Consider the following 10,991-nt stretch of genomic DNA (forward strand, 5'->3'; position numbering starts at 1 on the left):
CTGCGGCGCCGGGGCCGACCTCGCGCAATTCCCCGGGACGCGCCGCCGCGAGGCCGGGGGGCGGGGCTCCGACGCCGCGGTCGAGGCGGCGCAGGCGGCGCTGTTCGCCGCCGGCAAGCCGACCGTCGCCTATGTCCGGGGCGCCTGCTTCGGCGGCGGCGTCGGCATCGCCTTGAGCTGCGACCTCCGCGTCGCCGCCGCGGACGCCCGTTTCCGCATCCCGGCGGCGCGGCTGGGCCTGGGCTACACCTTCTCCAACGTCGAGCTGGTGACGGCGCGCCTCGGCGCCTCGGCGACGGCCGACCTGCTGTTCACCGCCCGCACGGTCGATGCGGAGGAGGCGCGCCGCCTGGGCATCGTCGGGCGCCTGTTCGGAGCCGCCGAGGCCGACGCGGCGGTCGAGGATCTGGTGGCCGCCATCGGCGGCAACGCCCCGCTCACCCTGCGCGCGGTCAAGCGCGCCCTGGTCGAGCTGGCACGCCCGGCGGCGGAGCGCGACACCGCCGCCGTCGACGCGCTGGTGCGGGCCTGCCTGGGCAGCGACGACTACCGCGAGGGTCAGGCGGCGTTCAAGGAGAAGCGGGAGCCCAGGTTCCACGGGGTCTGAACGAACAACGGGAGAGGGACATCGGATGAGCGAGCTTTCGGCCCAGGAGGCTTTCGAGATCGGCAGCCTGTACAGCCGGTACAACCTGTGCAGCGACCTCGGCGACCCCGACGGCTACGCCGACTGCTTCACGGCGGACGGGGTGCTGGAGCTGATGCCGCACGAGCTGCGCATCGCCGGCCGGGCCGCGCTGCACGGGCACAAGGTCCGCGACCTCGCCACCCGGCAGGGCTACCGGCGGCACTGGAACGGCAACCTGCTGCTGGAACGGCGCGACGACGGCTCGGTGCGCGGCCGCTGCTACCTGATGGCCTTCAACGGCCCCGCGGGCGAACTGCCGGCCATCGGCGACTGCGGGGTGTACGAGGACGACGTCGTGCTCGACGGCGGCGCCTGGCGGTTCCGCCGCCGCCTCCTGACCATGGACGCCAGCACCTGGACGCGGAGGTGACGGCGATGGACGACATCCTGACCATGGGCGCGGCGGAGCTGGCGCGGGCGGTGGGCAGCCGCCGGCTGTCGGCCCGCACCGTGGCCGAGGCCTTCCTTGCCCGCACCGAGGCGGTGAACGGCGTGGTCAACGCCGTGTGCACCCTCAACCCGGCGCTGCTCGCCGAGGCCGACGCCTGCGACGCCCATCTGGCCTCCGGCGCCGCGCCGCGGCGGCTGGAGGGCGTGCCCTTCGTCGTCAAGGACAACGTCGACACCGCCGGCCTGCGCACCACCTACGGCTCGCGGCTGCGCCGGGACTTCGTGCCCGCCGAGGACGCGGTGGCCGTGGAGCGCCTGCGCCGCGCCGGCGCGGTGCTGCTCGGCAAGACCAACGCGCCGGAGTTCGCGCACGACGTCAACACCACCAACGCGCTGTTCGGCACGACGCGCAACCCCTGGCGCCTCGACGCGACCTCCGGCGGGTCGAGCGGCGGGACGGGCGCCGCCGTCGCCGCCGGCATGGCGCCGATCGGCATCGGCACCGACCTCGGCGGCTCGATCCGCGTGCCGGCCGCCTTCAACGGCATCGTCGGCGTCCGCCCGACGCCGGGCCGCGTCCCGGTCTATCCCAGCGCCTTCGCCTGGGACACCCTGGTCGAGCATGTCCAGGGCCCGCTGGCCCGCAACGTCGAGGACGCCGGGCTGATGCTCGCCGCGATGGCCGGGCCGGACGACCGCGACCCCGCTTCGCTGCCCGACGACGGGATGGACCTCGCCGCCGCCGCCCGGCGCACCGACGCCGTGCGCGGCCGGCGGATCCTCTACGTCGAGGATTTCGGCGGGCTGGTGCCGACCGATCCGGAGGTGGCGCGGCTGGCCCGCGCGGCCGCCCTCGCCTTCGAGGACCTCGGCTGCGTCGTCGAGAGCGGCGACCTCGCCGCCGGCTTCGACGTGAGCGGCCTGCGCGAGATCGTCATGGGGACGCGGGCGTTCGGCATGGTCGGGCGCTATGCGGACCTGCTCGACGCCCACCGGGCAGAGATGACGGTGCCGCTGGTCAACCAGATCGAGGACGCGCTCAGGCGCTCGGTGCGCGAGGTGGCCGCGGCGGAGCGGCTGCGCGGCGACTACTGGCACCGGGTGCGGCGGGTGCTGGAACGCTTCGACCACATCATCGCCCCATCGGTGGGGATCGCGGCGTTCGACCTCGACCGCCCCCTGCCGACCGAGATCGCCGGACGGCCGCTGGAGCGCTTCTACGACGTGTTCCTCGGCACCTACGCCTTCTCCGTCACCGGGCTGCCGGTGGTGGCGGTCCCCTGCGGCTTCACGTCGGCGGGGCTGCCGGTGGGCGTCCAGATCGTCGGCCGGCGCCTGCGCGACGACCGCGCGCTGGAAGCCGCCGCGGCCTTCGCGCAGGCGCGTCCCGAGCATGTCCGCCGTCCGCAGGTGGACACCGCGTGGCGGCCGCCCGAACACGGGGAAACGGGCACGACCGGCTACAAGGTGGCGTGAGGGGAGGACGGACATGGAAGGACGGACATGGAAGGACTGACATGGATCTCGACCTGAAGGGCAAGCGCGCGGTGGTCACCGGGGCCAGCAAGGGCATCGGCCGCGCCGTCGCCGAATCCCTCGCCGGGGAAGGCTGCGACCTCACTCTGGTGGCCCGCGGGTCCGCGGAGCTGGAGGAGCTGGCGGCGTCCTTGTCCGCGCGCTTCGGGGTCGCGGCGGCGGCGGTGCCCATGGACATGGCCGACGAGCGGGCCCGGCAGGCCCTGGCGACGGACTGGGCCGGCGCCGACATCCTGGTCAACAACGCCGGCGCCATTCCGGGCGGCGAGATCGGCGAGGTTTCCGACGAGGTGTGGCGCGGCGCCTGGGAGCTGAAGGTGTTCGGCTACATCGCGCTGTGCCGGCTGTTCTACGCCGCCATGAGCGAGCGCGGCCGCGGCGTCATCGTCAACGTCATCGGCACCGCCGGCGAACGGCCCAACGCCGCCTACATCGCCGGCACCACCGGCAACGCCGGCCTGATGGCCTTCACCCGGGCGCTCGGCGCGCGGGCGCCGGACGCCGGGTTGCGGGTGGTCGGCGTCAACCCCGGCATGACCGCCACCGACCGCGCCGTGACGATGATGCGGACCTTCAGCGCGCAAAGGCACGGCGACGCCGAGCGCTGGCCGGAGGTGGAGCGCGCCCTCGGCCTGCCGTTCGGACGGATGGGCACCCCGCGCGAGGTGGCGGACGTGGTGACCTTCCTGGCCTCGCCGCGGGCCGGCTACGTCAGCGGCACCATCGTGACGGTGGACGGAGGGGCCAGCAACCGCAGCGCCTGAACCGAACCGGACGACGACGCGGCAGGACCGCACACAGGGGCAGCGCCCGGAAAAGGGCCAACGATATGGGAGGAAGGCACATGCGCACGCTCATGATGACCAGCTTGGCCACGATGACCGGCTTGGCACTGATGGCGGCGCCGGCCGCCTTGGCCGAGACCGGCGTCACCGCCGACACCATCGTCATCGGCGGCATGGGCGGGCTCACCGGCCCCTCCGCCGGGCTCATCATCCCGCAGCTCAACGGGGTGCAGGCGGTGTTCGAGGAGGCCAACGCCGCCGGCGGCATCCACGGCCGCAAGATCGTCTACGCCAAGCAGGACGACGAGTGCCTGCCCAGCCGGGGCGTCGGCGCGGTCAAGAAGCTGATCCACGAGGAGAAGCCCTTCATGATCGTCGGCGGCGGCTGCTCCAACGCCGCCATCGCGCAGAAGCCCGAGGTCATCGAGGCGAAAATCCCCTGGGTGATCGTCGCCTCCACCGCCGACTCCCTGACCGAGCCGGTCAATCCGTACATCTTCACCACCATGTCGGCCGCCTGGATGGAGGTCTACGGCCAGCTCCAGCTCGCCCTCGACCAGGGCAAGACGCGGATCGCCGTGGTCTGGCAGCCGGACGCCTGGGGCAAGGCGCGCCTCGATCCGATGAAGCAGGCCTTCAAGGCCAAGGGCATCGAGCCGGTCTCCATCCAGGAGATCGCCGTCGAGCCGACCGACACCACGCCCACCGTCCTGCAGATCCAGGCCACCAAGCCGGACGCCGTGCTGCTGCTGCTGTTCCCCAAGGCGGCGGTGCCGTTCCTGCGCGACGCCTACAAGGTGGGGCTCCAGCCGCTGATGGTCGGCGGCTCGCCGCTCGGCGAGATCGACGTGCTGGCCAAGGGCGTCGGCTCGCCCGATTCCGTGAAGAATCTCCGCGCCGTCACCGCCGCCGGCTACGGCGTCGACGACCCGCAGGTGGCGAAGTGGAAGGGCATCGTCGAAAAGCGGTTCGGCGACCGCTTCAACGTCCTGCACATGTACGGCATCTCGGCCGGGCAGTTCGCGGTCGAGGCGCTCAAGCAGGCCGGTCCGGAGCCGACGCGGGAAAAGATCCTCCAGATCATGTCGAACCTGACGGTGAAGACCGACACCTACGCCGGTCCGCTGGAGTGCAAGCCCACAGACCACCAGTGCCACAAGGCGCTGGGCATCTTCGCCTTCCAGGACGGCCGCGTCACCGGCATCGGCGTCACCAAGCCGACCCGCTGATTCCGCATCCCCTGCGCCGGCTCCCCGGAGGGGACCGGCGCAGCCCTCCAGAGAAAGGAGCCCGGCGGTGCTGCTCGCCTACGCCTTGTCCTCGGGGATCACCAGCGGCGCGCTCTACGCGCTCGTCGCGGTCGGCCTCGTGCTCTGCTACCGGACCACCGGACACATCAACTTCTCGCACGGCGAGCTGTTCATGATCGGCGGTTTCCTCGCCTTCACCCTGCATGTGATGTGGGAGTTGCCCTACATCGTGGCGCTGCTGGGCGCGGTGGCCGGCTCGTTCGTGCTGGGCGTGTTCACCGACCGCGTCGTCTACCAGCCGCTGATCAAGGCGCCGCCGATCGCCATGGTCATGGCGACGGTCGGGCTGTCCTTCGTGCTGAAGGGCATCGGCCGCCATTTCTGGGGCGGCCAGGGCGAGGTGGTGCCCTTTCCGCCGCTGGTCAGCCCGGCCCCGGTCCTCATCGGCGGCGTCGCCGTGTTCCCTCAGCAGCTCGTGGTCATCGCCAGCGTGGCGGTGTGCATGCTGCTGCTGACGCTGTTCTTCACCCGGACGCGGGCCGGCAAGATGATGCAGGCCACCGCCGAGAACGCGCACGCCGCCTACCTCGTCGGCATCCGCGTCGAGCGCGTCTACATGCTGACCTGGGGCGCCGGGGCGGCGCTCGCCGGGGTGGCCGCGGTCTTCGTGGCGCCGCTCACCCTGCTCACCCCGGACATCGGGCTCAGCCTGCTGCTGAAGGCGTTCGCCGCCACCATCCTCGGCGGGCTGGGCAGCATGACCGGCGCGGTCATCGGCGGGCTGCTGGTCGGCATCCTCGAAGCGCTCGCCGGCACCTACATCGCCAGCAGCATCCAGGACGTCTCGGCCTTCATCATCATCCTGGCCGTGCTGGTGTTCCGGCCGACCGGCCTGCTGGGCGCGCGCGCCCGACGGGAGGTGTAACGCGATGGTCACCCTGTCCAATGATCCTTCGGCCGAACCCTCGGCGCCCCGCGCCCTCAGGCGCCGCAACCTCGGCCGGCTGGTCGGCCGGCGCCCGGCGCTTGCCGTCGGGGTCCTGCTGTTCGCCGTGCTGCCGCTGGTGGCCAACCCCTATCAGGTCTATGTCGGCAACCTGGCGCTCATCTACGTGATCCTGGCGGTCGGCCTGAACATCCTGCTCGGCCTCGCCGGGCAGCTCTCCTTCGCCAACGGCGCCCTGTTCGGCGTCGGCGCCTACGCCACCGGCCTGCTCCGCCTCGACGCCGGCCTGCCCTTCTGGCTCGCCCTGCCCGCCGGCACCGCCATCACCGTGGCCATCGGGCTGGCGGTCGCGCTGCCGGCGCTGCGCCTGCGCGGGCTCTATCTGGCGCTTGCCACCATCGCCTTCGCGCAGTTCGCGCTGTGGACCTTCGTGCACTGGGACTCGGTGACCCACGGCACGGCGGGGTTCGTCATGGCGCCGGTCGACTTCACGGCGCTCGGCCTGCGCACCACCACGGGCATCTATTATCTGAGCCTCGTCCTCGCCGTCCTGCTGGTGGCCGGGGCGTACGGCGTCCTGCGGTCGCGCATCGGCCGCGCCCTGGTGGCCCTGCGCGAGAGCGAGGTGGCGGCGGAATCCATCGCCGTGGACATCACCCGCACCAAGATCGTCGCCTACACGCTGACCGCCGTCTACGCCGGGGTGGCGGGCGGCCTGTTCGCCGGCCTGCTGAACGTGGTGGTGCCGGAATCCTTCAACCTGTTCCAGATCGTCCTGCAATTCTGCATGGTCGTCGTCGGCGGCCTCGGATCGATCGCCGGGTCGGCGATCGCCGCCGTGCTGCTGATCGGCATGCAGGAGGGGCTGCGCGGCATGCAGGACTTCCAGGAGATCGGCCTCGGCCTGCTGCTGCTGGGCATGCTGCTGTTCGCGCCGGGCGGCCTCGTGCAGGCGCTGCGGCGCTGGCTGCCGGGGTGGACGGAACCGCACAGCCGAGGGGGGGACGAGTGATGGCCGACCTCAGCATCGAACGCCTGTCGCTGTCCTTCGGCGGCCTCGCCGCGCTCAGCGACGTGGACATCGCGGTGCCGGCCGGCGAGATCCGCGGCATCATCGGCCCGAACGGCGCCGGCAAGACGACCCTGCTCAACGTGATCTCCGGCCTGGTGCGTCCGACCGAGGGCGAAATCCGCCTGGACGGCCAGCCGCTCACCCGCCTCAAGGCCAGCGAGGTGGCCGCCCGCGGCGTCGGGCGCACCTTCCAGACCTCGCTCCTCTTCAAGGGGATGACGGTGCTGGAGAACGTCATGGCGGGGATGCACCAGGAACTGCGCACCTCGGTTCTGGCCGCCGCCGTCGGCCTGCCCGGCGTGCTGCGCGAGGAGCGGCGGGCCCGCGAGCGGGCGCGCGAGGCGCTGGCCTTCGTCGGCATGCTGTCCTTCGCCGAACGCGACGGCGCGTCGCTGTCGTTCGGCCAGCAGCGGCTGGTGGAGATCGCCCGCTCGCTGGTCGCCGAGCCCAAGGTGCTGCTGCTGGACGAGCCGGCGGTCGGCCTCAGCCCGCCGCGCGTCGCCGAGCTGGACGAGCTGCTGCGCCGCATCCGCGACAAGCGCGGCATCACCATCATCATGGTGGAGCACGTCATCCGCCTGGTGATGGGCGTGTGCGACCGCATCACCGTTCTGAACTCGGGCCGGAAGATCGCCGACGGCGCGCCGGATGCCATCCTCGCCGACCCGTTCGTCAAGGAAGCCTATCTTGGAAAGAGCCCCGATGCTGACCGTGCGTAACCTGAGCGTCTGGTACGGCCTCAGCGAGGTCCTGCGCGACGTCACCTTCTCGGTCCCGCGCGGCGAGGTTGTCGCGCTGCTCGGCGGCAACGGCGCCGGCAAGACGACGCTGCTGAAGACGCTGAGCGGCCTGGTCAAGCCGCGCGGCGGCGCGGTGGAGTTCGACGAGCGGCCGATCGCCGGCCTGCACCCGCACGACATCGTCACCAAGGGCGTGATCCAGGTGCCGCAGGGCCGCTTCGTCTGGCCGAGCATGACGGTCGCCGACAACCTCGCCCTCGGCGCCGCGGCGCGCCACGACAAGGCCGGCATCGCCGCCGACCTGGAGCGCGTCTACGACTTCTTCCCCCGCCTGCGCGAACGGCGGAGCGTGCCGGCGGGCACCATGAGCGGCGGCGAGCAGCAGATGGTGGCGATCGGGCGGGCGCTGATGGCGCGGCCGCGAATCCTGCTGATGGACGAGCCGTCGCACGGCCTGTCACCGCGGCTGGTCCAGGAGATGATCGAGGTGATCCGGCGGCTCAACGGGGAGGGCATGACCATCTTCCTCATCGAGCAGAACATCGGCGTCCCGGCGGCGGTCGCCGGCACCACCTATGTGCTCGCCAACGGCGCGATCGCCTTCCAGACCCACGGCTCGAAGGTCGCCGACGACCCGGAGGTGCTGAGCAGCTATCTCGGCGGCGGCCGCCATTGAGGGGCCACCATTGAGGGGCGGGCATTGAGCGCGGGGAAAGCTTCCCCGTGTCCAGGATCACGACGTGGTGGGCGTGTCACTCCGCCTCGATGTCCGTCAGCAGGGCCGCGGTCACCGCTCCCACGGTCCCGGCGCCGATGGCCCGCCCGTCGACACGCAGCAGCGGACGCAGGCCCAGGCTGTTGGTCAGGAAGGCCTCCTCGGCCCCCAGCAGATCGGCGACGGACAGCGGCGCCTCTCCGGCGTCGCCCCGCTCCAGGATCAGCGCGCGGCGGATGCCCGGCAGGGCGCCCTCGGCGACCGGCGGGGTCAGCAGACGCCCGTCCCGGACGATGAACAGGTTCGCAACGCTGGACTCGGCCAGACGGCCCGCGCTGTTGAGCAGGAGCGCCTCTCCCGCGCCGCGCGTCGCCGCCTCCTGGCGGGCGAGGATGGAATCCAGGTAATTCAGCGATTTCACCCGCGACAGCGGCGAATGCTCGTTGCGCCGGGTGGTTCGGGCGATGACCGCCTCCACCGGGCCGGCGGGCGGCGGAGCGGGCGCCAGCGCCATCAGCAGGGTCGGCACGGCGTCCGGCGGCGGCAGCACGCCGCGCGCGCCGGTGCCCCGCGTCAGCGTGATCCGCAGCACGCCGTCCGCAAAGCCATCCCCTTGGCCCTGCGCCGCGATCAGCGCTTCGGCGGCGGCGGCCAGCGCCGCGGCACCGTGGGGAAACGGCAGGCCGAGCAGCGCCGCGCCGTCCGCCAGCCGGGCGAGGTGCCGGTCGAGATGGCGGGCGGCACCGCCGGCCACCCGGAGCGTCTCGAACAGCCCGTCGCCCAGCGTGAAGCCGCGGTCCGCCGGGTCGATCCGCGCCTCCGCCGCCGGCAGCAGGCGCCCGTTCAGCCAGACGACACTCATGGCCGGGCTCATCCCTGGGCCTCCCCCAGCGCGCGGAGCTGGGCGCGGATCTTCACCATCATCTCCTCATGCTCGTCCGCCGGGTCGGAATCGGCGACGATGCCGCCGCCGGCCTGGGCGAACACCGCATCCGGCGTGATCGACAGGGTGCGGATGACGATGCTGCTGTCCATCGCGCCGTCGAAGCCGAGCCAGGCGACCGAGCCGCAATAGGCGCCGCGCCGCGCCACCTCCAGCTCGTCGATGATCTGCATGGCGCGGATCTTGGGCGCCCCGGTGATCGACCCGCCGGGCAGCGCCGCCCGCAGCAGGTCCACCGCCCCCAGGCCGGGCCGCAGCCGCGCCGTGACCACCGAGACGAGGTGATGGACGCTGGCGAAGCTCTCCAGCCCATAGAGCGTCGGCACCCGCACGCTGCCCACCCGCGACACCCGGCCGAGGTCGTTGCGCAGCAGGTCGGTGATCATCAGGTTCTCCGCCCGGTCCTTGACGCTGGCCGTCAGTTCGGCGGCGGCGGCGGCGTCCGCGGTGGGGTCGGCGTAGCGCGGGCGGGTGCCCTTGATCGGGCGCGTCTCGACCTCCCCGGCGGCGCTGAGGCGGATGAAGCGCTCCGGCGAGGCGCTGGCGATGCGCAGGCGCGGACCGCAGTCGAGATAGGCGGCGAAGGGCGCCGGGCTGATCGCGCGCAGCCGCCGGTACAGCGCGTAGGGGTCCAGCCCGGCGGGCCGCTCGGCCAGGAAGCGCTGCGTGAAGTTGGCCTGATAGATGTCGCCGGCCCGGATGTACTCCAGCACCCGCTCCACCCGCGCCAGATAATCGTCCCGCTCCAGCTCGCTCCGCCAGGGGGCGGCCGGGACGGGGCCGAGGGGGGACGCTCCGCCGCCCTCCAGCCGGGCCGCCAGGGCGCGGGCGCGCCCCTCGGCCTCCGGGCGGGCGGCGATCACCCAGGCGCGGCGCTCCGCATGGTCGAAGGCGGCCACCGCGTCGTAGAAGCCGAAGGCCATCTCCGGCTGGCCGCCGGGGTTGGCGTGGCGCGAGCGGATGCGCTCCAGCCGCAGCCCGGCCTCGTAGCCGATGAAGCCGACCGCCCCGCCGCAGAAGGGCGCCGGTCCCGGTGGGCCTTCGGGCCGGGCGTGGCGCGCCAGCTCGTCGGCCAGAACGGCGAAGGGGTCGCCGTCCACCGGCCGGCCGTCGAGATAGGCCCGCCCGTCCAGCGACTCCAGGGTGCGGACGGGCTCCGCCGCGATGTAGCTGTAGCGGCCATGGGCCGGGTGCGGGGCGGCGCTGTCGAGCAGCATCGACCAGGGCTGTCCGGACAGGGCGCGGAAGGCCTCCGCCGGATCGGCGCATGACAAGGGGATCGCCAGCATGGCGGCGGAGCTTCCTCTAAGACCGGCCTTCACATGAGAATGGTGGCGCCGCCGTCCACCACCAACACATGCCCGTTGACGTAGGACGCGGCGGGCGAGGCCAGGAACACCGCGGCCCCGGCGATCTCCTCCGGGCGGCCCCAGCGGCCCATCGGGGTGCGTCCCTCGAAATAGGCGGACAGGGCCGGGTTGCCGGTGATGCCGGCGTTGGTCTCCGTCGCGAAGAAGCCCGGCGCGATGGCGTTGCTGGTCAGGCCCTTCCCGCCGTACTCGGCGGCGAGCGCCCGCACCATGCCCGCCAGACCGGCCTTGGCGGCGGCGTAGACCGCGTCGTTGGCGCGGGCGATCTGCCCGGAGATGGAGGTCACCGTGATCAGCCGCCCGAAGCCCTGGGGGAGCATCAGCCGCGCCGCCTCCCGCGCCAGGATCAGGCCGGCGGCCAGATCGACGTTGAGCAGGTCGCTGATTTCCTCGTCGGCGAAGTCGGTCAGCGGCTTGCGGTTGCGCTGGCCGACATTCTGGACCAGCACGTCAAGCCGTCCGTGGTCCATGGCGATCCGCCCGTAGGCGTGCCGCACCACGTCCCGGTCGGCCACCGCGCAGGCCAGCACGCAGGACCGCCCGCCCCACGCGGCGA

General features: G+C 72.8%; 12 protein-coding genes. 9 read left to right on the forward strand and 3 right to left on the reverse strand.

Annotation, left to right across the window (positions count from 1 at the left end):
- The 9 genes from GBZ26_RS21010 to GBZ26_RS21050 all read left to right on the forward strand — a co-directional run.
- Nucleotides 1-607, forward strand: a 607-nt coding sequence (locus tag GBZ26_RS21010) for an enoyl-CoA hydratase-related protein (RefSeq protein ID WP_174440512.1), incomplete at its 5' end; no start/stop codon positions are given.
- Between the two features lie 25 nt (nt 608-632).
- Nucleotides 633-1,058 carry a nuclear transport factor 2 family protein gene (locus tag GBZ26_RS21015; RefSeq protein WP_174440513.1) on the forward strand — a complete coding sequence of 142 codons (426 nt, stop codon included), beginning with the start codon at nt 633-635 and terminating at the stop codon, nt 1,056-1,058.
- Nucleotides 1,059-1,063: 5 nt separating this feature from the next.
- Complete coding sequence (locus GBZ26_RS21020; RefSeq protein ID WP_174440514.1) at nt 1,064-2,554, forward strand: amidase; 1,491 nt, start codon at nt 1,064-1,066, stop codon at nt 2,552-2,554.
- 41 nt (nt 2,555-2,595) lie between these two features.
- Entirely contained in the window at nt 2,596-3,378 is a 783-nt protein-coding gene (locus GBZ26_RS21025) for a short-chain dehydrogenase/reductase (RefSeq protein WP_174440515.1), read from the forward strand.
- Nucleotides 3,379-3,458: 80 nt separating this feature from the next.
- Complete coding sequence (locus GBZ26_RS21030; protein WP_174440516.1) at nt 3,459-4,628, forward strand: ABC transporter substrate-binding protein; 1,170 nt, start codon at nt 3,459-3,461, stop codon at nt 4,626-4,628.
- 67 nt (nt 4,629-4,695) lie between these two features.
- On the forward strand, nt 4,696-5,574 hold the full coding sequence (locus GBZ26_RS21035; RefSeq protein ID WP_174440517.1) for an ABC transporter permease subunit: 879 nt from the start codon (nt 4,696-4,698) through the stop codon (nt 5,572-5,574).
- A 4-nt stretch (nt 5,575-5,578) separates the two neighbouring features.
- Nucleotides 5,579-6,607, forward strand: a complete 1,029-nt coding sequence (locus tag GBZ26_RS21040; protein ID WP_174440518.1) for a branched-chain amino acid ABC transporter permease — start codon at nt 5,579-5,581, stop codon at nt 6,605-6,607.
- Nucleotides 6,607-7,386, forward strand: coding sequence for an ABC transporter ATP-binding protein (locus GBZ26_RS21045; protein ID WP_174440519.1), 780 nt, complete (start codon nt 6,607-6,609; stop codon nt 7,384-7,386). Before GBZ26_RS21040 ends, GBZ26_RS21045 begins: the two co-directional genes overlap by 1 nt.
- The gene (locus GBZ26_RS21050) at nt 7,370-8,083 is read left to right on the forward strand and encodes an ABC transporter ATP-binding protein (protein ID WP_059399034.1); all 714 of its coding nucleotides are present in this window, start codon (nt 7,370-7,372) and stop codon (nt 8,081-8,083) included. The genes GBZ26_RS21045 and GBZ26_RS21050 overlap by 17 nt, the downstream gene beginning before the upstream one ends.
- A 76-nt stretch (nt 8,084-8,159) precedes the next feature.
- Here GBZ26_RS21050 and GBZ26_RS21055 read toward each other — a convergent pair whose 3' ends face one another.
- From GBZ26_RS21055 to GBZ26_RS21065, 3 genes are all read right to left on the reverse strand, one after another.
- Nucleotides 8,160-8,996 carry an aminotransferase class IV gene (locus GBZ26_RS21055; RefSeq protein WP_246654090.1) on the reverse strand — a complete coding sequence of 279 codons (837 nt, stop codon included), beginning with the start codon at nt 8,994-8,996 and terminating at the stop codon, nt 8,160-8,162.
- Nucleotides 8,993-10,354: an aminodeoxychorismate synthase component I gene (gene pabB, locus GBZ26_RS21060; RefSeq protein ID WP_174440520.1), complete on the reverse strand. Its 1,362-nt coding sequence runs from the start codon at nt 10,352-10,354 to the stop codon at nt 8,993-8,995. The genes GBZ26_RS21055 and pabB overlap by 4 nt, the downstream gene beginning before the upstream one ends.
- 29 nt (nt 10,355-10,383) lie before the next feature.
- The coding region (locus tag GBZ26_RS21065; RefSeq protein WP_174440521.1) for an SDR family oxidoreductase at nt 10,384-10,991 on the reverse strand (608 nt) is incomplete at its 5' end.

Source organism: Azospirillum formosense, from assembly GCF_013340925.1.
Classification (GTDB): Bacteria; Pseudomonadota; Alphaproteobacteria; order Azospirillales; family Azospirillaceae; genus Azospirillum; species Azospirillum formosense.

Coding starts and splice junctions, on each gene's coding strand:
- GBZ26_RS21055 (WP_246654090.1), bottom strand. CDS start 8,996: ATGAGCCCGGCCATGAGTGTCGTCTGGCTGAACGGGCGCCTGCTGCCG.
- GBZ26_RS21030 (WP_174440516.1), top strand. CDS start 3,459: ATGCGCACGCTCATGATGACCAGCTTGGCCACGATGACCGGCTTGGCA.
- GBZ26_RS21025 (WP_174440515.1), top strand. CDS start 2,596: ATGGATCTCGACCTGAAGGGCAAGCGCGCGGTGGTCACCGGGGCCAGC.
- pabB (WP_174440520.1), bottom strand. CDS start 10,354: ATGCTGGCGATCCCCTTGTCATGCGCCGATCCGGCGGAGGCCTTCCGC.
- GBZ26_RS21045 (WP_174440519.1), top strand. CDS start 6,607: ATGGCCGACCTCAGCATCGAACGCCTGTCGCTGTCCTTCGGCGGCCTC.
- GBZ26_RS21020 (WP_174440514.1), top strand. CDS start 1,064: ATGGACGACATCCTGACCATGGGCGCGGCGGAGCTGGCGCGGGCGGTG.
- GBZ26_RS21040 (WP_174440518.1), top strand. CDS start 5,579: ATGGTCACCCTGTCCAATGATCCTTCGGCCGAACCCTCGGCGCCCCGC.
- GBZ26_RS21050 (WP_059399034.1), top strand. CDS start 7,370: ATGCTGACCGTGCGTAACCTGAGCGTCTGGTACGGCCTCAGCGAGGTC.
- GBZ26_RS21015 (WP_174440513.1), top strand. CDS start 633: ATGAGCGAGCTTTCGGCCCAGGAGGCTTTCGAGATCGGCAGCCTGTAC.